Genomic DNA, 20,027 nt, shown 5'->3' on the forward strand with positions numbered 1-20,027 from the left:
AATGGCTAATTATCAGGGCAAAAAAGTTGTCATCATCGGGTTAGGCCAGACAGGTCTATCTTGTATCGACTTTTTTCTCTCTCGCCAGGTTGTGCCACGCGTAATTGATACCAGAATAACACCGCCAGGTAAGGATAAATTGCCGGCGGAAGTCGTCTGTCACTGTGGTAGTTGGAATAGTGAATGGTTGATGGCGGCTGATTTGATCGTTACAAGCCCCGGTATTTCGCTTGCTACTCCAGAATTAAAAGAAGCCGCAGATAAAGGTATCGAAATTATTGGTGATATTGAACTTTTTTGTCGTGAAATAGATAAACCGATAGTTGCTATCACCGGTTCTAATGGTAAGAGTACGGTTACAGCATTAGTTGGTGAAATGGCAAAAGCAGCTAATTGGCAAGTGGCAGTTGGTGGCAATATTGGAACGCCGGTGCTGACATTATTAGCAAAAGATTATGATTTGTATGTATTAGAGCTTTCTAGTTTTCAGCTTGAAACAACATCAAGTTTAAAGGCTGCGGTAGCAACCATATTAAATGTGACAGAAGATCATATGGATCGGTATCCGACAGGTGTTGAACAGTACCGCGCGGCTAAGTTACGAATTTATGCTGGCGCTAAAGTTTGTATTATTAATGAACAAGAACCACAAACTTGGCCACTATTGGGCCGTGATGCACGTTGTATCAGTTTTGGCATTAATAGTGGGGATTATCAATTAAATACACGTTGCCAAGAACTACAAATAAAAGGGCAACCAATTATTGATACCGCTAAAATACGGTTAGTTGGGCAGCATAACTATCTTAATGGCGCGGCTGCCCTGGCTTTAGCGGATGCGGTGAAGATTCCAAGAAAAGCAAGTTTAACGGCATTAACTCAATATGCAGGCTTGCCTCATCGTTGCCAATTAGTTCATCAGAATCAAGGTATTCAATGGGTTAATGATTCTAAAGCAACGAATGTTGGCAGCACAGAAGCCGCTTTAAAAGGTTTACAAGTAGCTGGAACGCTTTATTTATTATTGGGTGGGGAGGGAAAGTCAGCAGATTTTTCACCTTTAAAACCCTATATCTCAGCAAAAAACATTAAATTGTGCTGTTTTGGCCGTGATGGTTATCAATTGGCACAATTAAAACCGAATAGTTTGTTACTAGATACAATGGAGCAATGTCTGCGCGCCATCGCACCAGAATTGAAAGCCGGTGATATGGTACTTCTTTCGCCTGCTTGTGCTAGCTTCGACCAATTTCGTAACTTTGAACAACGGGGTGATAGATTTAGCCAATTAGCAAAGGAGTTAGGTCAAGAATGATATTTAACTTCAAACGACTAGCAAATTGGGCTAACGGTGAGCCGGATAACGATGTTCTGGATACGATCCTTTATGATCGTACTTTGGTTTGGCTTACATTAGGTCTGGCTATAATTGGTTTTATTATGGTGACATCAGCATCGATGCCAGTTGGGCAGCGTTTAACGCAAGATCCTTTTTTCTTTGCTAAACGCGATGTTATCTATCTTATTTTATCATTTGGTTTAGCTTTATTAGTCTTAAATATTCCAATGGTGTGGTGGGAAAAATATAATTTTTTATTATTGATAACCTCCCTAATATTGTTATTAGTGGTATTGGTTGCCGGAAGCTCAGTTAATGGAGCTTCTCGTTGGATTAATACCGGTATTGTCCGTATACAGCCGGCTGAGATCGCAAAATTAGCCTTATTTTGCTATGTATCGAGTTATTTAGTCAGAAAAACCGATGAGGTGCGAACGCGGTTTTTGGGCTTTATCAAACCGATGTGCATTTTAATATTAATGGCTATTTTACTGCTATTACAACCTGATTTAGGTACAGTAATTGTGCTGGTTGTGACAACTTTAGCACTGCTATTCCTGGCAGGTGCTAGATTAGCACCGTTTATTATCGGTATTGTTATTTGTGCGGTAGGTGTTATTGGCTTGATCTATTTTGAGCCTTATCGTTTGCGTCGAATAACCTCTTTTCTCAATCCATGGGCGGATCCTTTTGGCAGTGGCTATCAATTAACACAATCTTTGATGGCGTTTGGGCGTGGTGAATTATGGGGCCAAGGTTTAGGTAATTCTATCCAAAAATTAGAATATTTGCCTGAAGCACATACTGATTTTATTTTCTCAGTTTTAGCGGAAGAACTTGGTTATATCGGTGTTGTGTTAGTGCTTGTAATGTTATTTTTCGTTGCTTTTCGCAGCATGATGATTGGCAAGCGGGCATTAGATGCAAAGCAACATTTTTCCGGTTATCTAGCCTGTTCAATCGGTATCTGGTTTACTTTCCAAGCGTTGGTTAATGTTGGCGCTGCAGCCGGAATGTTACCAACTAAAGGATTGACACTACCGTTAATTAGCTATGGCGGCTCTAGCTTATTAATTATGTTTATTGCCATTGCTATCTTGTTACGTATCGATTTTGAAACACGCCTTAAGAGAGCACAAGCATTTGTAAGGAGAACGAAATGAGCCAACCAAAACGCCTCCTGGTGATGGCAGGCGGTACTGGAGGACATGTTTTTCCCGGACTGGCAGTGGCTAATTATTTAAAGCTACAAGGTTGGGATGTTCGTTGGTTAGGAACTGCTGACCGGATGGAGGCAGATTTAGTTCCTAAGCATGGCATTGAGATTGAATTTATAAACATTTCTGGTTTACGTGGTAAAGGTATCAAAGCATTGCTGGTAGCTCCGTTTAAAATTATTAAAGCAATAAAGCAGGCAAAAGTGATTATGCAGCGTTATCAACCTGATGTCGTATTAGGCATGGGAGGATATGTTTCTGGCCCGGGCGGTATTGCTGCCTGGTTATCTAATATTCCAATTGTACTGCATGAACAAAATGGGGTAGCAGGTTTAACTAATCGGTGGTTAGCTAAAATTGCTAAGCGTGTTTTACAAGCATTTCCAAGTGCATTCCCTAATGCTACGGTAGTCGGAAACCCAGTTCGGGAGACGGTATTAGCCTTACCTGAACCCGAAGAACGTTTAATTGATCGTGATGGCGCTATTCGAATTTTAGTGATAGGGGGTAGTCAAGGGGCAAGAATTTTAAACCAAACATTACCCGAAGTAGCCGCTCAACTAGATGGAAAGGTGACTATTTGGCATCAAGCGGGCAAAGGTGCTCAGCAAATGACGGAAACTTTATATAAAAAATTATGTGGTAAATCAGATAATTATAAAGTAACTGAATTTATTGATGATATGGCTGAGGCTTATGCTTGGGCTGATATCATCATCTGTCGAGCAGGTGCTTTAACGGTAAGTGAAGTTGCTGCTGCCGGCTTACCAGCAATTTTTGTTCCTTTTCAGCATAAAGATCGGCAACAGTACTGGAATGCGTTACCGTTAGAGAAGGCTGGAGCAGCGAAAATTGTTGAGCAGCCGCAATTTTCAACGGATGCGTTGGTGAATCAATTAAATCAATGGTCGCGTCCGCAGTTATTGGATATGGCAAAAAAAGCACGAGCGACATCGATTACTGACGCAACTAAACGTGTGGCGGCAACCTTAATTGAAGTTGCTAAATGAAACCGATTTTACATTGCAGAATGTTGAAATCAGCGATAGAAATAGTGAAGAGAGTAAAGTGAATACACAACAATTAGCCAAATTAAGAGCAACAGTGCCTGAAATGCATCGAGTTAGGCATATCCATTTTGTTGGCATTGGTGGTGCTGGCATGGGCGGTATTGCTGAAGTATTGGCTAACGAAGGTTATGAAATTAGTGGTTCTGATTTGTTACCTAATACGGTTACTGAGCAATTAATAGAGCTTGGCGCAAAAATTTATTTTAATCACCGACCAGAGAATGTTGCAAATGCTTGCGTTGTTGTCGTATCTACGGCAATCGCTGCCGATAATCCAGAAATTATTGCAGCACGCGAAGCTCGTATTCCGGTCATTCGACGCGCTGAAATGTTGGCTGAATTAATGCGTTTTCGTCATGGGATTGCTATCGCAGGAACCCATGGCAAAACAACGACTACCGCAATGATTGCCAGCATCTATGCGCAAGCAGGGTTAGATCCAACTTTTATCAATGGCGGATTAGTGAAAGCAGCAGGAGTTCATGCACGTCTAGGGACTAGCCGCTATTTAATTGCAGAAGCCGATGAGAGTGACGCTTCTTTCTTACATTTACAACCACTAGTTGCTGTTATAACAAATATAGAAGCAGATCACATGGAGACTTATGATGGTGATTTTGAGAAATTAAAACAGACTTTCATTAGTTTCTTACATAATCTGCCATTTTATGGTCGAGCAATATTATGTATCGATGATCCTGTGGTGCGTTCGCTGCTACCGCAAATAGGTCGTTATATTACCACTTATGGTTTTAGTGATGACGCAGATGTGCGCATTAAATCCTATGAACAACGAGGCAATCAAGGTTTCTTTACTGTAGCGCGAGAAAACCGAACTGATTTAGCGTTTATCTTGAATGCACCAGGTCGTCATAATGCATTAAATGCAACTGCGGCTATTGCGGTAGCGACGGAAGAAGGAATTGATGATAGTGCTATTTTGACTGCGCTAGAAAAATTTCAAGGCACGGGTCGACGTTTTGATTTCTTAGGTAATTTCCCTTTAGCTGAAGTTAATGGCAAAAAAGGTAGCGTTATGCTGGTGGATGATTATGGTCACCATCCAACAGAAGTTAATGCTACTATTAAAGCAGCAAAAGAAGGATGGCCAGATAAACGTATCGTGATGGTTTTTCAACCTCACAGATATACTCGCACGCGTGATTTATATGATGATTTTGCCAATATTTTAGAGCAGGTTGATGTATTGATAATGCTAGATGTCTATCCGGCAGGAGAGGAGCCTATTCCTGGTGCAGATAGTCGCTCATTATGTCGGACAATTCGCAATCGAGGCAAATTGGATCCTATTTTTGTCGCTGAACATGAGCAAATTAGCGAAACATTAGCACAAATTATCGAAGATAATGACCTGATACTTATACAGGGAGCTGGTAATATCGGCAAGATAGCACGTAATTTGGCTGACACAGATTTACGGCCAATGCTAACAAATGAGGGAAAGGATCATGGCTGATAAAGTTGCCGTGCTTTTAGGCGGAAATTCAGCCGAAAGAGAGGTGTCACTGCAATCTGGTGAGGCGGTAGTAAATGGTTTGCGTGATGCTGGAATAGATGCCTATCCAGTTGATATTAAAGATTTTGCTGTCATCAAATTAAAAGAAGCTGGTTATAATAGAGTTTTTATCGCATTACATGGACGCGGTGGTGAAGATGGCACGGTGCAAGGGGTTTTAGAATTTTTAGGTTTACCCTATACCGGTAGTGGTGTTTTAGCTTCATCACTTTCGATGGACAAGCTACGTACTAAACAGTTATGGACGGGGATAGGTTTACCGATTGCACCCTATATAGCACTGGAGAAACAACAGTTAGCAATGATGTCAGATGAAATGCTTTTTGAGTCTGTTTATCATTTGGGCTTACCGCTTATTGTGAAGCCAAGTCTTGAAGGTTCAAGCGTTGGTATGAGTAAAGTAACCACTTTGCCTGAATTAAGAATAGCGCTCGAGTTTGCTTTTCGTTATGACAAAGATGTGCTGATTGAGAAATGGCTAAATGGGCCTGAATATACCGTGGCAATTGTAGGGGAGCAGGTACTGCCTTCGATTCGTATTCAACCGGTAGGCGTTTTTTATGATTATGATGCCAAATATCTCTCTAATGAAACACAATATTTTTGTCCTAGTGGGTTGAAAACTGAAGAAGAACAACAATTGAATGAATTAGCGTTAGCGGCTTATAAGGCGGTTGGTTGTACTGGTTGGGGACGCGTTGATGTCATGAGGGATAACAATGGTATTTTTTATTTATTAGAAATTAATACCTCACCGGGAATGACCGGTCATAGTTTAGTACCGATGGCTGCCAAACAAGCAGGAATGAGTTTTTCACAGTTAGCTAAAAAGATTTTGGAATTGGCTAAGTAATATGCCGCAGGCATCATTGAACGTTCATAATAAAGAACCTAAAGAGCGTCACAACGATGGCGGCCGAAGTAATGGTTCTTATTTGGCAGGCATTATCTTCTTCTTGATAGTATTGGGTACTATTATATGGAGTGGGTGGATGGTATTAAATTGGATGAAAGACGTTAATCGATTGCCTATTTCCAAGCTGGTGATCACTGGAGAACGCCTTTACACCCGTGATGATAATGTTAGAAAAGCAATATTGGCACTAGGTATGCCGGGTACATTTATGACTATTGATGTGAATGCGATCCAGAATCAAATAAAAACCATGCCATGGATAAGGCAAGTTACGGTACGTAAACAATGGCCGGATGAACTAAAAATTCATTTAGTGGAATATAAGCCTTATGCCAAATGGAATGATACCTTTTTTATTAATTCAGAAGGTTCTGTTTTTAGCTTACCAGCGTTACTAAATGTTAAAGGTAATTTCCTAATGCTATATGGTCCACAAGGCAGCCAGCAAGAAGTATTAGAGATGTATCGTGTTATGCAACAGCAACTAGCGCCACATAATTTTAGCATTAAGTCAGTATCAATGACTGCACGACGCGCGTGGCAATTAGTTTTAGCGAATGATATTCGATTAAATATCGGTAAACAGGATATTAAAGAAAGATTAAACCGTTTTGTTGAGCTTTATCCACTATTAAAACAAGTGACAGATAAACGTCTTAGATATATAGATTTGCGATATGGTAGCGGTGCTGCGGTAGGTTGGTTACCACTTTTAGCCGAACCTGTTACACACTGAATTGAAATAGTTTGAGACTGCTGATTGATCAGATACAGGCAAATTAACGATGATTAAAACGACGGACAGAAAATTAGTAGTTGGTCTTGAAATTGGAACTTCCAAGGTTTCTGCGCTGGTTGGTGAAATTCTGCCTGATGGGATGGTAAATATTATTGGTGTCGGCAATTGTCCATCTCGAGGGATGGATAAAGGCGGTGTGAATGATTTGGAATCAGTCGTTAAATGTGTGCAGCGAGCTATTGATCAAGCAGAATTGATGGCGGATTGCCAAATATCATCGGTTTATCTGGCGCTTTCTGGCAAGCACGTTAGTTGCCAAAATGAAATAGGTATGGTGCCTATTTCTGAGGATGAAGTTACTCAAGATGACGTAGATAGCGTAGTTCATACTGCTAAATCTGTCCGGGTCCGTGATGAGCATAGAATTTTACACGTTATACCACAAGAATATGCGATTGATTATCAAGAAGGAATTAAAAATCCAGTAGGACTTTCAGGTGTACGTATGCAAGCTAAGGTACATCTAATTACTTGCCATAATGATATGGCCAAAAATATTGTCAAAGCAGTTGAACGTTGTGGTTTAAAAGTAGATCAATTAATTTTTGCCGGTTTAGCGTCAAGTTATTCCGTTTTAACGGAAGATGAACGTGAATTGGGGGTATGTGTCGTCGATATTGGCGGAGGAACTATGGACATAGCCGTTTATACTGGCGGTGCACTGCGCCATACCAAGGTTATACCCTATGCTGGTAATGTCGTGACAAGTGATATTGCTTATGCATTTGGTACTCCCCCTAGTGATGCGGAAACAATAAAAGTTCGCCATGGATGCGCATTAGGTACTATTGTTAGTAAAGACGAAAATGTTGAGGTACCAAGTGTAGGTGGACGGCCGCCAAGAAGTTTACAACGTCAAACATTAGCTGAAGTTATCGAGCCACGTTACACAGAGTTGCTAAACTTAGTAAATGACGAGATTTTGAAATTGCAAGAACAATTACGTCAGCAAGGTGTTAAACATCATCTGGCAGCGGGTATTGTCTTAACAGGAGGCGGTGCTCAAATTGATGGTCTAGTCGAATGTGCCCAAAGAGTATTCCATACTCAGGTACGCATCGGTAAGCCATTAAATATAACTGGTTTAACGGACTATGCACAGGAGCCTTATTACTCCACAGCTGTCGGGCTCCTGCATTACGGCAAACAGACTCATATTGGGAATGAAGCCGAAATGGATAAGCGTACATCAGTGAGTAGTTGGTTTCATAAAATCACTAGTTGGCTGAGAAAAGAATTTTAATTTTGTAAGAAGCAAATCTTCGCTTCTATATAAGGCACAAAACGGAGAGAGATTATGTTTGAACCAATGGAATTAACCAATGACGCGGTGATTAAAGTCATCGGCGTTGGCGGTGGCGGTGGCAATGCCGTTGAACACATGGTGCGTGAACGCATCGAAGGTGTTGAATTCTTTGCTGTTAATACAGATGCTCAGGCATTACGTAAAACAGCAGTAGGACAAACTATTCAGATCGGCAATGGTATTACTAAAGGCTTGGGAGCAGGAGCGAATCCTGAAGTTGGTCGTAATGCCGCTGAAGAAGATCGTGAAGCCTTGCGCAATGCGCTTGATGGGGCAGATATGGTCTTTATTGCTGCTGGTATGGGTGGTGGTACGGGCACCGGCGCAGCCCCTGTTGTAGCCGAAGTTGCTAAAGAGCTTGGTATACTGACGGTAGCGGTTGTGACCAAACCTTTCAACTTTGAAGGTAAAAAACGCATGGCATTTGCTGAAACAGGGATCTCAGAACTGTCTAAGCATGTTGATTCCTTGATTACCATTCCGAATGATAAATTATTAAAAGTGCTTGGACGCGGTATTTCTTTGCTAGATGCATTCGGTGCCGCCAATGATGTGTTGAAAGGCGCGGTTCAAGGCATTGCTGAGCTGATTACTCGTCCAGGTTTAATGAATGTCGATTTTGCAGATGTTCGTACCGTCATGTCTGAAATGGGTTATGCTATGATGGGATCAGGCGTAGCACGAGGTGAAGATCGAGCTGAAGAAGCGGCAGAAATGGCAATTTCCAGCCCCTTGTTGGAAGATATCGATTTATCGGGCGCTCGTGGTGTATTAGTTAATATTACCGCAGGTTTTGATTTACGGCTTGATGAATTTGAAACAGTGGGTAATACCATTCGTGCATTTGCCTCTGATAATGCAACAGTTGTTATCGGTACTTCACTGGATCCTGAAATGAATGATGAGTTACGGGTGACCGTGGTTGCTACAGGAATTGGTATGGATAAGCGGCCAGAAATCACATTGGTTACTAACAAAACAGCCCAAAAATCATCGCTAGAGCAGCGTTATCAGCAGATGCAAGGCTCAATGCCGGCTATGATGCCGTTAACAGAGGAAAAATCTGCTGCTAAAGTGGTGAATGAGCAAAATATGCAATCAAATAAAGAGCCGGACTATCTTGATATTCCAGCTTTTTTAAGAAAACAGGCTGATTAGTTAACAATTGATTGGTTTCTCTGCTTTTTGTGCTAAAATATCTTGCTAATCCTGGAGTGAGGATTAGCAAGACTGTTAACGATGTGAGAGAAAATGATGATCAAACAAAGGACACTAAAACGTATTGTTCAAGCGACGGGCGTCGGTTTACATACTGGCAAGAAAGTCACTTTAGCATTGCGTCCAGCACCGGCCAATACCGGGGTCATCTACCGCCGTACAGATTTAAATCCACCGGTTGATTTCCCGGCTGAGGCAAAATCGGTACGTGATACTATGCTATGTACCTGCTTGGTCAATGAAGATGATGTACGTATTTCAACGGTAGAACATCTGAATGCTGCATTAGCAGGGCTAGGAATTGACAATATTATCATTGAGGTAGATGCACCAGAAATTCCAATAATGGATGGAAGTGCTGCGCCTTTTGTATTTTTATTGTTAGATGCAGGCATTGAAGAGTTAAACAGCGCCAAGAAATTTCTTCGTATTAAAGAGAGTGTCCGAGTTACAGATGGTGATAAATGGGCTGAGCTAGCACCTTATAATGGATTTAGCTTAGATTTCACTATCGATTTCAATCATCCTGCTATTAATAGTAGTACTCAACGTTATAAATTAGATTTTTCGGCAAAATCTTTTGTTAGAGATATTAGCCGTGCGCGTACGTTTGGCTTCATGCGTGATATTGAGTATTTACAATCTAAAGGGTTATGTTTGGGCGGTAGCTTTGATTGTGCGATTGTTGTTGATGATTATCGCGTATTAAATGAAGATGGCTTGCGTTTTGAAGATGAATTTGTACGTCATAAAACGCTAGATGCTATTGGTGATTTATTTATGTGTGGTCATAATATCATTGCTGCGTTTACCGCGTATAAATCAGGCCATGCATTGAATAACAAATTATTGCAGGCTGTTTTAGCGACGGAATCTGCTTGGGATATGGTGACGTTCGAAGATGAATCTGAAATGCCAGTCGCATTTAAAACACCTTCGACAATAATAATCTGAGATATATTATTTTAAGCAGGATATTCTAACTATGGTACATCAGTGGATTATTCTCTCTCTTACGTTACTTTCGTTGATGCTTTTTACTCAACACTAATCTTTATTGCTAGTTGCTTTGGTATTCTCTCCGGCCAATGCAGCTAGCCGCTCTAATTTTTCCTTTAGTTTTTTTGGACTTCTTTTTGCTAGGTTACGAATTGTCTTTGCACTTTCTTTGCTTAGCTGGCTTATTATCTGTTTTGATGGTTTTATAGCTATTTGCTGAAATGATAAGCAATTTTTTGAATTTTTAGATGATAATGATGGATTAATCATTATGTTGATTGAAGATAAAGATGGTAAAATAGTGTTACGTAATGTTGAGAGTAGCGTAGGAAGTTCATAGTTTAGTCGTACTTTTCGGCTAGCATTTGTAACTTCTAGAATAAGAATATGTTGACGATAATTAGCGACTCGACACCAAGCCTTTAACTCGATAGGAAGTAGGCTGATAACAGTATTATTGAGTTTAATTAATGCCTGCGCGCGCTGTTGAATCGTTTGTAAGGTATTGGACTCAAGGTTGCTCTCTTTTAACAAAATATTTAAAGATTGGGGATAACTATCGCGCATTTTTTACTCCAACTCTTATATTATATGATATTTAATGAATATATTAGATCTTTGTCGACATTTTGGTAAACGATATTTTTGGCCGCACCTGCTATTAGGTATTGTAACGGCTAGTATTGGTATACCTACAACTTTGGCAAAAGTGACTGAAAATATGTCACATACTAGCCAGTTATTACCCCATTATCAGCAAAATTTAGCATTAGATCATCTAATAGCTGCCAGTAAATATCGTATTTTTTATAATTGTGGCGCAAATTATTGGCATCAGCATGCTTTACGTAATATGATCCGTCAGCTGACTTTTGTTTTTTCAGCCCAAGAGACACAAAAGCAGCTGGATGCCAACTTAAGTGCGCACAACAAACCAATTTCGCTTTATAATATGCTTGACACTCTTTACTCTATGATTAATTTGAGTGTTTTTCATCCAAATGAGCAAAATTTCAGCTATTTATTAACACAATCTTCTTACCACGTTACCTACCAAACTGCGCTATGGGTTGCTTGGGGTCAGGGTATTCGAGCTGGGCCTTAACACAAATTTCATAGACTTTTCGTTGATTCTTATAGCAACCATTGTTCAACTGAATATATTAATTATATTGGTTTAAAATAGATAATATAGGCGGATTCTAACAAGAACACCGCCTTAATTGAGAAAAAATATTTATGTTAACTAAGTTACTAACAAAAATTTTTGGTAGTCGTAATGATCGTACTTTACGTCGTTTAGGTAAATTTGTTGATATTATTAATCAGTTAGAGCCTGAATTTGAAAAATTTTCCGACCAAGAACTTAAAGCCAAGACTGATGCATTTCGCCAGCGCCTTAAATCAGGTGCAACATTAGATGATTTAATCCCAGAGGCGTTTGCCACCGTTCGCGAAGCCAGTAAACGGGTATTTAATATGCGGCATTTTGATGTTCAGTTGCTAGGGGGGATGGTACTCAATGAGCGCTGTATTGCAGAGATGCGTACTGGTGAAGGAAAGACATTAACATCTACATTACCTGCATATTTAAATGCTTTAACGGGTAAGGGTGTCCATATTGTTACTGTAAACGACTATTTAGCTAAGCGTGATGCAGAAAATAATCGGCTATTGTTTGAATTTCTTGGTATGACAGTCGGTATTAATTTACCTGGTATGCCTGCTACATTGAAGCGTGAAGCCTATGCCGCAGATATTACCTATGGGACTAATAATGAATATGGTTTTGATTATCTGCGTGACAACATGGCTTTTAGTCCGGAAGAGCGTGTGCAGCGTAAACTCCATTATGCATTAGTCGATGAGGTTGATTCTATTTTAATTGATGAAGCTCGTACCCCATTGATTATTTCAGGACCGGCAGAAGATAGTTCAGATCTATACAAAAAAGTGGATAAACTAATCCCTAATCTTAAGCAGCAAGAAAAAGAAGATTCAGACACTTTTCAAGGAGAAGGTCATTTTTCTGTTGATGAAAAATCACGTCAAGTTACATTGACAGAACGTGGATTAGAATTAATTGAGCAATTATTAGCGAAAGCGAATTTAATGGAAGAGGGGGAGTCATTATATTCTCCAGCTAATATTATGCTTATGCACCATGTCATGGCTGCCCTACGTGCTCATGCACTTTTCAGCCGGGACGTAGATTATATTGTTAAAGACGGTCAGATTATTATTGTTGATGAACATACTGGACGGACAATGGAAGGACGCCGTTGGTCAGATGGATTGCATCAAGCTGTTGAGGCAAAAGAAGGTGTTGAAATACAAAATGAGAATCAAACATTGGCATCAATTACCTTCCAAAATTATTTTCGGCTATACGAAAAACTCGCCGGTATGACCGGTACTGCTGATACAGAAGCTTTCGAATTTAGATCTATCTATAAATTGGACACAATTGTTATTCCAACTAATCGTCCGATGATCCGTAATGATTTACCTGATTTAGTTTATATGACTGAAGCGGACAAATTTGCTGCCATTATTGATGATATTCGTGAATGTACTAGCCGAGGCCAACCGGTATTAGTAGGTACTATTTCAATCGAAAAATCAGAGCTAATTTCTCAGGAACTAACTAAAGCTAAAATTGCACACAATGTTTTAAATGCTAAGTTCCATGCAATGGAAGCAGATATTATTGCTGAAGCCGGGCAGGCAGGTTCAGTGACTATTGCAACTAATATGGCGGGGCGAGGTACAGATATTGTATTAGGAGGCAGCTGGCAAGCAGAAATCAATAAACTAGAGGACGCTAGTCAGGAGCAAATTGATAAAATAAAGACAGCATGGCAAGAGCGGCATGAAGCGGTAATTGCTGCTGGTGGTTTACATATCATCGGTACAGAACGCCATGAATCCCGTCGTATTGATAACCAATTACGTGGGCGTTCTGGACGCCAAGGTGATCCCGGTTCATCCCGTTTTTATCTTTCAATGGAAGATTCTTTGATGCGTATCTTTGCCTCTGATCGAGTGGCAGGAATGATGCGTAAATTGGGTATGAAACCTGGTGAAGCGATTGAACATCCTTGGGTAACGAAAGCAATTGCTAATGCACAACGTAAGGTTGAAAGCCGTAACTTTGATATTCGAAAACAACTTTTGGAATATGATGATGTTGCTAACGATCAGCGTCGAGCTATCTATTCACAGCGCAATGATTTATTAGATGGTGGTGATGTTAGTGAAACGATTGACAGTATTCGTGAAGATGTTATAACCGTAACTATTGATGCTTATATCCCTCCCCAATCTTTGGAAGAAATGTGGGATATTGATGGTTTACAAAAGCGATTAAGCAACGATTTTAGTTTAGAATTACCTGTTCAAGAATGGTTGGATAAAGAACCCGAATTACATGAAGAAACTTTGCGTGCACGTATTCTAGAAAAAACGGTTGCAGCTTATAAGGAAAAAGAGACAATTGTAGGTAGTGAGATGATGCGTAATTTTGAGAAGGGCATCATGTTACAAACTCTTGATACATTATGGAAAGAGCATTTGGCTGCAATGGATTATTTGCGCCAGGGTATTCATTTACGAGGTTACGCACAAAGAGATCCAAAACAGGAATATAAGCGCGAGTCATTTGGTATGTTTGCCAATATGCTAGAAACTCTGAAATATGAAGTAATTAGCACATTAAGCAAAGTAGAAGTTCGATTACCAGAGGAAGTAGCTATACTTGATCAGCAAAGACGTGAAGAGGCAGAACGTCTTATGAAAAAGCAGCACCTGAGCCATGAAATTGAAAATGAAGCATTGATGTCAAAAACAGAAGCTCAAATGGCGGCCCAAGGCCATAAAATTGGTCGTAATGAACCTTGTCCATGTGGCTCAGGTAAAAAATATAAGCATTGTCATGGTAGCTTAGGTTAAAGCTCAGTTGCTAAAACAATTAAAAACAGGAGCGGAAAATATATCCGCTCTTTTACTGTAAACTTCAAAAGTAATTAAATTATTTTTATGAAAAAAAAACAATTACATATTGCTGTTGGTATTATTAGAAATACGAAACAAGAAGTTTTTATTACCCAACGGGCAGCTAATTCACATATGGGTGGTTTTTGGGAATTTCCTGGTGGTAAATTAGAAATAGGCGAAACACCAGTAGAAGCATTGTTGCGTGAACTTAAAGAAGAAATTGGGATAGATGTTATTAACAGTCAATTGTTGCAGGTTGTTGAACATGAATTTCCTGATCGTAGAATAACATTACATTTTTTTCTGGTAGAGCAGTGGGATTGCCAGCCTTATGGAAAAGAAGGCCAATCTTCACGTTGGCTTTTGCAAAAATCACTGGTAGCCGAAGAATTTCCACCTGCTAACCGAGTAATTGTTGATATGCTAATCAACAACGTGATTTGAGTTTGCCTATCCCACAGATAAGTTAATATAACTAAGTTTTGAAATTATCTTACCTAAGGGTTATATAATGGTACAGGTGAAATTTATAGCACTTTTGACTTTAAGCTTATTTTTTAATGTCATGATCATCGGATATTTCACTCCAATCATCTATTTCGGAAATATTTCGTTGACTTGAGATCCTTTTTTCCTCACCAGCCCATTAACCAAGATCGATTAATCGACATCGTTTACTACAAAAAGGGCGATAAGGGCTACTCTCTTGCCAAATAACAATTTTATGGCAAGTCGGACATTTTACCGTGAGCTTATCTGGCATAATGACTCCTAACAACAGGCTAATTTAAATGGTAATTCATCAGGTACAATACCATTTTCACTGTCTTCATGTAAGAATCGGATAGCAAAACGTGTTTTATGTCCAGAAATCTGAGGATATAGAGATAGATTTATCGGTAACTTTATTCGGATCAGATCCGCATTTTCTACACTACCTTGATAGAAGCCATTATAACTTTTTTGACTGGTGAATGTATTGGACTTGCGGATCAAATTTAATAGCATATTTAAAGCGGAACATAACGGAAGGATGCCGTCAATCCAAAAGTTAATTCTAGTTTCTATCTCTTTTTTAGGCGTATTTAACCATAAATGTAAGGCTGGTAAATCAAAACTACAACAACCTCCGGGTATACTTAACCGCTGGCGAGCAATACTAATAACTTTATCTTGCCGTAAGTGTTGACCAATGCGTGGTGCTTCTCTTAATGAAGTGAGATTTTCTTGCAGTTCTTTTAGAAGATTTTTAATCAGAGTTTTATCTGCATGGGGATCACTGCACCATTGATTAAGTTTGTTTTTTTGTTTATCTAATTCTTTAATAATGTCTGCACGTATATCGCTGCGATCTAATACTTCGATTAATTCAGAAACGGCACGAAAAAAAGCTAATCCACTAGCTAATGAGTTGATGTTTTTCAAGTCAATGAGTTGCTGAAGCAAACATTCCATGCGCAGCCAAGAGCGCATTTTCTCATTTAATGGATGTTCATAAATAATGGTAGAAATAGTATTACTCATTGTGTGTTTCCTGAGAAGCATTCATAGCTAATTGCAAATATTTCTGATGTAATTTCGCTAAAGTTTCATCAAGTGTTAAGTTATTATCGTGATTATTAATTATATCATCAGCTTTTTCTAAACGCCTTGTTCGGCTAACTTGGTTAGATAAAATATTTTTTGCTTCTTGTTGGCTAATTCTATCACGTTTCATTATACGAGCTATTTGTTCTTCAGGTGTTACGTCAATGACTAGCACGCGGTTGGCAAGGTGCTCTAGATTATTTTCAATTAACAACGGGACAACCCAAACTACATAAGGGGAATTAAGTAAAGTTAGCTGGCGTTGGGTTTCTTGATGTATTAATGGATGAAGCAAATTATTTAACCAATTTTTTTCTCTTGGATCGCTAAATATTTTTTTTCTTAACTTGGCGCGATTTAAAGAGCCATCGTTATTGAGAATAGTTGAACCAAAATGTTGTTTTATCATGTTAAAAGCATAAGTATTAGGCATAACTATTTGTCTTGAAATGATGTCTGCATCAACAATTGGTATTCCTAAGGATGCAAATTTATCTGAAACGGTACTTTTGCCGCTTCCTATCCCGCCTGTGAGAGCAACAATATAGCTCATGCATCCTCTCTTTCAATAAATTTAAATGGTAAATTCCAGGCAAAGGTCTGATAATTTTTTTATGTTTATTATAACGGGTTTTAACATAATAATATTTTTTATTTTATTGTTACATTGATTACTTAAGAAATAATATTACCTAAATTAAAAATCGGCAAATACATAGTGAATAATAATCCAGTAATTACAACTGCGAGTAATAGTATTAGCATTGGTTCAATTAATTTTATCTTTTTATTAACATAGTTTATTAGGTTATTTTGATACCAATTAGCTAGTTTTTCTAAAAATAATACTAAATTACCAGATAATTCTCCGGCTGTAATAAATTGCAAGCATAGATATGGGAATAGTTTTTCTCTTTTTATACTGTCACTAAAAGAAATACCTCGTTGAATTTTTTGATATATAGAATGGATGGCATCGTGATAAACGGGATGTTTTAGTGTTTTTAATACATATTCGAACCCTTCTAATAATGTTAATCCTGATTTTTGGGTAATATGTAGTGTTTGAAAAAAATAGTAAAGTTGTTGCCAACCAATAAGCTTATTGAGTAATGGCAAATGTAAGATAACCTTTTGTTCTTGTTTAATTAAATTTGGCGTATATTTTCTATATGTAAAATACCCTAAACAAATGCAAGTTAAGGTAACAACGATATACAGAGCATTGTCAGCAATTTTATCAGAAATGGTAATAAGCAACCTAGTCGCTATTGGAAGTTGAGCATCAAATGTTTGGTATATTGCTTTAAATTCAGGTAAAACGAAAAATAACATTAGCGAAACCACGACTGAAGCGATAATTAAAATAATGCATGGATACTGTAGTGCTTTAGCTATTTTTTGTTTTAAAATTTGTTGTTGTTGAAGTTGTTGGTAAATAAGTTGGCAATTTTTTTCCAGGCTATTGGTTTGTTCTCCTATTTCTACTAGTCGATAAATTATTTCTGGAAAAAGTTTAGGATAATGTTTTAATGCCGAAGAGAATGCTTCCCCTTGATTAATACGTTTAATGATTTCTGTTAATATACATTTCCAAACGGACATATTACATTCTTTTTGAATAATATTTAGACTTTGAATTAAAGAAATATTGGATTTAAGTAATACACTAAGTTGATACATAAAATGCAAACGATAGCTAAGAATTTTTGTGGTATATAGCGCAATTTCTCGGATTTTAATTGAAATAGGTATTAAATTGCTTCTAAGAATATATTTAAAAACCTCTTGTTTAGAATGAGATATTTTATAATTTTCTATTAATATTCCCTGAGTATTAATTGCTCGATATATATAGATAAAATTCACTGAATTATGTCCTGTCCTGTTACTTCATACAATTCTTTTAGTGTTGTTATGCCGGCTTTGACTAGAAGTAATCCAGAAGCAAATAAACTAACGAAAGGTATTTTTTCTGTTTTTATTGGTAGCTGATAAAATTGCGTAGCAAGAGTTTCTTCCTTAAGCTCTAAAAACTCATAAATTGCGGTTCGACCTAAATATCCACCGAAACAATGGTCACATCCAACCGCCCGCCAGGTTGTAATTACAGTTTCAATATTATCATATTGAATAGTAACAGGATTTTCCTCATGACGTTTACAGCTAGGACATAGTTTTCTAACCAGTCTCTGAGCAATAATTAATTTCACACAAGAATTTATCAAATGTGGTGATATGCTTAAATTTTCTAGTCGTTCTAGTGTACTTTTCGTTGAATTTGTATGGAGGGTTGATAATACTAAATGGCCGGTTTGGGCAGCTTTTATAGCAATTTCGGCTGTTTTTTGATCGCGGATTTCGCCTACCATAATAATATCAGGATCTTGGCGAAGTAATGCCCTTAAGATGGTTGAAAAATCTAATCCTATTTTTTCGCTTACAGGTATTTGATTAATCCCTTTTATTGGTATTTCTACTGGATCTTCAATCGTTGAAATATTTAATTCACTGTGATTAAGATATTCAAGGCAGCTATAAAGCGTTACTGTTTTACCACTTCCAGTTGGCCCAGTGACAAGAATCATTCCTTGTGGCAGTGAAAGTTTTTGTTTTAAAATGACAAGAAAATTATTTTTTATACCTAGTTGTTCTAAAGAATAATGGTTTTTAGTATTTAATATCCTTAAAACTATTTTTTCACCATAAAGAGTTGGTAATGTTGAAATGCGAATAGCATAGTGGATATCACGGCTGATCCATTCAAGTTGCCCATCTTGAGGCAAGCGCTTTTCTGCAATATTCAATTTTGCCAATATTTTTAATCGGGCAAATATTTCTGCACAATTTTCGACTGGCGGCGAAGGAACATAAAATAATTTACCATCAACTCTGATTCGAATTTTGGCACCGGTCTTAAATGGCTCAATATGAATGTCTGATGCCCGTTTTTCAATAGCAGATCCAATAAGATAATCGACATAATTTACTGCTGGTGAATTAGGTTTTTCTTCATTGTTAATTGAAGGATCATAACGTATAGGTTCTTCTTGTATTTCAACTTCATGATTACAGCGATTAAAATAATGCTCAATTTTTTCTTTTGGCCAGATATCATAACAAACAGGAACACTAGAAATAAAACGTAATGCTGTTAACAATTCGTCATTGGGTTTTCTATAACTCGCAATGGAAAGTTTTTTTGAATTGAACTCGATCATTACAATATCATGACGATAACAAAGTTTTTTTAATTCATCTTCGATAACATTAAAGTCTTTGGGAATAGCTGTTATGAAAGTCATAATAGAATCCTATTATTTAGAATCTAAAGGTGTCTGCACAATGTTTTTTTAATCCGGAATCTGTACTTTCACAAGAAACTTTCCAGCTCACTCGATTATCTGTTGTAGATAATGTCGGTTCTAATGTTATTGTTAAATCTTTCAGTGGTTTTGTACCAACAACTTTAATTATTCCATCTTTCACATCGATATTACTGACATATTTTCCTGTCTTACTTGTCGGAATTGAAGATATGCCATTGTGGCAACCTGTAAAATACCCATTTTCAAATCCACACAGCTCGGTATGCATTTTATAAGGAACAATAAATTGCAACATGTCAGTCAGAGATGCTTTTTGCATATAACTTTTGTAGCTTGGAATACTAATTGCACTAAGAACAGCAATAATTGCAATTGCAACCATTATTTCCATTAGAGAGAATCCTTGTTGTTTCATCATATTTTCCATTATCGATTGAAGATAAAGTGATAATGCACAATGGTAAAAAAAAATAACAATGAGAAAATAAAATATTAGAATATTGTTCTAAATATTATTTTTTTATATTGAAAATAAAAAAATAAATTCGAGCAATTTCACAAATAATTAATTTAGCTATTTTTTATTGATATAAATTTTTTAATATTAGTCATCATTTGTAAGTTTGCTGACAGTAGAAATAAATAACTATTTATAATAGCTCATTGGAAATATATACATTTGTCATATCTTTCATGAAATGAATTATTTATTCA

18 protein-coding genes and 1 pseudogene are annotated in these 20,027 nt (G+C 37.7%); 12 read left to right on the forward strand and 7 right to left on the reverse strand.

The window, feature by feature from the left end; all coding sequences use genetic code 11:
- Position 1 precedes the first annotated feature (1 nt).
- The 9 genes from murD to lpxC all read left to right on the forward strand — a co-directional run bounded on the left by murD (position 2) and on the right by lpxC (position 10,356).
- On the forward strand, positions 2–1,315 hold the full coding sequence (gene murD, locus WH390_RS04445; protein WP_032115389.1) for a UDP-N-acetylmuramoyl-L-alanine--D-glutamate ligase: 1,314 nt from the start codon (positions 2–4) through the stop codon (positions 1,313–1,315).
- Positions 1,312–2,502 carry a cell division protein FtsW gene (gene ftsW / locus WH390_RS04450; protein WP_032115238.1) on the forward strand — a complete coding sequence of 397 codons (1,191 nt, stop codon included), beginning with the start codon at positions 1,312–1,314 and terminating at the stop codon, positions 2,500–2,502. The genes murD and ftsW overlap by 4 nt, the downstream gene beginning before the upstream one ends.
- Positions 2,499–3,566: an undecaprenyldiphospho-muramoylpentapeptide beta-N-acetylglucosaminyltransferase gene (murG, locus tag WH390_RS04455; RefSeq protein WP_032115239.1), complete on the forward strand. Its 1,068-nt coding sequence runs from the start codon at positions 2,499–2,501 to the stop codon at positions 3,564–3,566. The genes ftsW and murG overlap by 4 nt, the downstream gene beginning before the upstream one ends.
- A 103-nt stretch (positions 3,567–3,669) precedes the next feature.
- Positions 3,670–5,103, forward strand: a complete 1,434-nt coding sequence (gene murC / locus WH390_RS04460) for a UDP-N-acetylmuramate--L-alanine ligase (protein ID WP_406850721.1) — start codon at positions 3,670–3,672, stop codon at positions 5,101–5,103.
- Entirely contained in the window at positions 5,096–6,016 is a 921-nt protein-coding gene (locus WH390_RS04465; RefSeq protein WP_406850695.1) for a D-alanine--D-alanine ligase, read from the forward strand. The genes murC and WH390_RS04465 overlap by 8 nt, the downstream gene beginning before the upstream one ends.
- 1 nt (position 6,017) lies before the next feature.
- Positions 6,018–6,815: a cell division protein FtsQ gene (gene ftsQ, locus WH390_RS04470; protein ID WP_032115241.1), complete on the forward strand. Its 798-nt coding sequence runs from the start codon at positions 6,018–6,020 to the stop codon at positions 6,813–6,815.
- A 49-nt stretch (positions 6,816–6,864) separates the two neighbouring features.
- The gene (ftsA, locus tag WH390_RS04475; RefSeq protein WP_032115242.1) at positions 6,865–8,121 is read left to right on the forward strand and encodes a cell division protein FtsA; all 1,257 of its coding nucleotides are present in this window, start codon (positions 6,865–6,867) and stop codon (positions 8,119–8,121) included.
- A 54-nt stretch (positions 8,122–8,175) separates the two neighbouring features.
- Positions 8,176–9,342 (forward strand): cell division protein FtsZ, encoded by a 1,167-nt coding sequence (ftsZ, locus tag WH390_RS04480; RefSeq protein WP_032115243.1) that lies wholly within the window; start codon positions 8,176–8,178, stop codon positions 9,340–9,342.
- 96 nt (positions 9,343–9,438) lie between these two features.
- Positions 9,439–10,356: a UDP-3-O-acyl-N-acetylglucosamine deacetylase gene (lpxC, locus tag WH390_RS04485; RefSeq protein ID WP_032115391.1), complete on the forward strand. Its 918-nt coding sequence runs from the start codon at positions 9,439–9,441 to the stop codon at positions 10,354–10,356.
- Positions 10,357–10,449: 93 nt separating this feature from the next.
- Here lpxC and WH390_RS04490 read toward each other — a convergent pair whose 3' ends face one another.
- Positions 10,450–10,968 (reverse strand): DUF721 domain-containing protein, encoded by a 519-nt coding sequence (locus WH390_RS04490; RefSeq protein WP_032115244.1) that lies wholly within the window; start codon positions 10,966–10,968, stop codon positions 10,450–10,452.
- Positions 10,969–11,002: 34 nt separating this feature from the next.
- On the opposite strand from WH390_RS04490, the gene secM reads away from it, so the two are divergent.
- The 3 genes from secM (at position 11,003) to mutT (ending at position 14,841) form a co-directional block, all read left to right on the forward strand.
- Positions 11,003–11,506, forward strand: a complete 504-nt coding sequence (secM, locus tag WH390_RS04495) for a secA translation cis-regulator SecM (RefSeq protein WP_032115245.1) — start codon at positions 11,003–11,005, stop codon at positions 11,504–11,506.
- 134 nt (positions 11,507–11,640) lie between these two features.
- Complete coding sequence (secA, locus tag WH390_RS04500) at positions 11,641–14,352, forward strand: preprotein translocase subunit SecA (RefSeq protein WP_032115246.1); 2,712 nt, start codon at positions 11,641–11,643, stop codon at positions 14,350–14,352.
- Between the two features lie 87 nt (positions 14,353–14,439).
- A complete protein-coding gene (mutT, locus tag WH390_RS04505; RefSeq protein WP_032115247.1) occupies positions 14,440–14,841 on the forward strand; it encodes an 8-oxo-dGTP diphosphatase MutT in 402 nt (133 codons plus the stop codon).
- Positions 14,842–14,947: 106 nt separating this feature from the next.
- On the opposite strand, the pseudogene yacG reads toward mutT, so the two are convergent.
- From yacG to ppdD, 6 genes and pseudogenes are all read right to left on the reverse strand, one after another.
- Positions 14,948–15,160, reverse strand: a pseudogene (yacG, locus tag WH390_RS04510) (DNA gyrase inhibitor YacG).
- A gap of 8 nt (positions 15,161–15,168) precedes the next feature.
- Positions 15,169–15,921: a cell division protein ZapD gene (gene zapD / locus WH390_RS04515; protein ID WP_032115248.1), complete on the reverse strand. Its 753-nt coding sequence runs from the start codon at positions 15,919–15,921 to the stop codon at positions 15,169–15,171.
- Positions 15,914–16,537 (reverse strand): dephospho-CoA kinase, encoded by a 624-nt coding sequence (gene coaE / locus WH390_RS04520; RefSeq protein WP_032115249.1) that lies wholly within the window; start codon positions 16,535–16,537, stop codon positions 15,914–15,916. The genes zapD and coaE overlap by 8 nt, the downstream gene beginning before the upstream one ends.
- A 122-nt stretch (positions 16,538–16,659) precedes the next feature.
- Positions 16,660–17,853 carry a type II secretion system F family protein gene (locus tag WH390_RS04525; RefSeq protein WP_032115250.1) on the reverse strand — a complete coding sequence of 398 codons (1,194 nt, stop codon included), beginning with the start codon at positions 17,851–17,853 and terminating at the stop codon, positions 16,660–16,662.
- Entirely contained in the window at positions 17,850–19,289 is a 1,440-nt protein-coding gene (locus tag WH390_RS04530; RefSeq protein WP_032115251.1) for an ATPase, T2SS/T4P/T4SS family, read from the reverse strand. Before WH390_RS04530 ends, WH390_RS04525 begins: the two co-directional genes overlap by 4 nt.
- Before the next feature lie 16 nt (positions 19,290–19,305).
- The gene (gene ppdD / locus WH390_RS04535) at positions 19,306–19,728 is read right to left on the reverse strand and encodes a prepilin peptidase-dependent pilin (protein ID WP_052044862.1); all 423 of its coding nucleotides are present in this window, start codon (positions 19,726–19,728) and stop codon (positions 19,306–19,308) included.
- Positions 19,729–20,027 lie beyond the last annotated feature (299 nt).

Source organism: Candidatus Arsenophonus nilaparvatae (assembly GCF_045346035.1).
Taxonomy (GTDB): Bacteria; Pseudomonadota; Gammaproteobacteria; order Enterobacterales; family Enterobacteriaceae; genus Arsenophonus; species Arsenophonus nilaparvatae.

Coding starts and splice junctions, on each gene's coding strand:
- ftsW (WP_032115238.1), top strand. CDS start 1,312: ATGATATTTAACTTCAAACGACTAGCAAATTGGGCTAACGGTGAGCCG.
- lpxC (WP_032115391.1), top strand. CDS start 9,439: ATGATCAAACAAAGGACACTAAAACGTATTGTTCAAGCGACGGGCGTC.
- ppdD (WP_052044862.1), bottom strand. CDS start 19,728: ATGAAACAACAAGGATTCTCTCTAATGGAAATAATGGTTGCAATTGCA.
- murC (WP_406850721.1), top strand. CDS start 3,670: ATGCATCGAGTTAGGCATATCCATTTTGTTGGCATTGGTGGTGCTGGC.
- ftsQ (WP_032115241.1), top strand. CDS start 6,018: ATGCCGCAGGCATCATTGAACGTTCATAATAAAGAACCTAAAGAGCGT.
- zapD (WP_032115248.1), bottom strand. CDS start 15,921: ATGAGTAATACTATTTCTACCATTATTTATGAACATCCATTAAATGAG.
- ftsA (WP_032115242.1), top strand. CDS start 6,865: ATGATTAAAACGACGGACAGAAAATTAGTAGTTGGTCTTGAAATTGGA.
- secA (WP_032115246.1), top strand. CDS start 11,641: ATGTTAACTAAGTTACTAACAAAAATTTTTGGTAGTCGTAATGATCGT.
- WH390_RS04465 (WP_406850695.1), top strand. CDS start 5,096: ATGGCTGATAAAGTTGCCGTGCTTTTAGGCGGAAATTCAGCCGAAAGA.
- coaE (WP_032115249.1), bottom strand. CDS start 16,537: ATGAGCTATATTGTTGCTCTCACAGGCGGGATAGGAAGCGGCAAAAGT.
- WH390_RS04490 (WP_032115244.1), bottom strand. CDS start 10,968: ATGCGCGATAGTTATCCCCAATCTTTAAATATTTTGTTAAAAGAGAGC.
- murG (WP_032115239.1), top strand. CDS start 2,499: ATGAGCCAACCAAAACGCCTCCTGGTGATGGCAGGCGGTACTGGAGGA.
- mutT (WP_032115247.1), top strand. CDS start 14,440: ATGAAAAAAAAACAATTACATATTGCTGTTGGTATTATTAGAAATACG.
- WH390_RS04530 (WP_032115251.1), bottom strand. CDS start 19,289: ATGACTTTCATAACAGCTATTCCCAAAGACTTTAATGTTATCGAAGAT.
- murD (WP_032115389.1), top strand. CDS start 2: ATGGCTAATTATCAGGGCAAAAAAGTTGTCATCATCGGGTTAGGCCAG.
- ftsZ (WP_032115243.1), top strand. CDS start 8,176: ATGTTTGAACCAATGGAATTAACCAATGACGCGGTGATTAAAGTCATC.
- secM (WP_032115245.1), top strand. CDS start 11,003: ATGAATATATTAGATCTTTGTCGACATTTTGGTAAACGATATTTTTGG.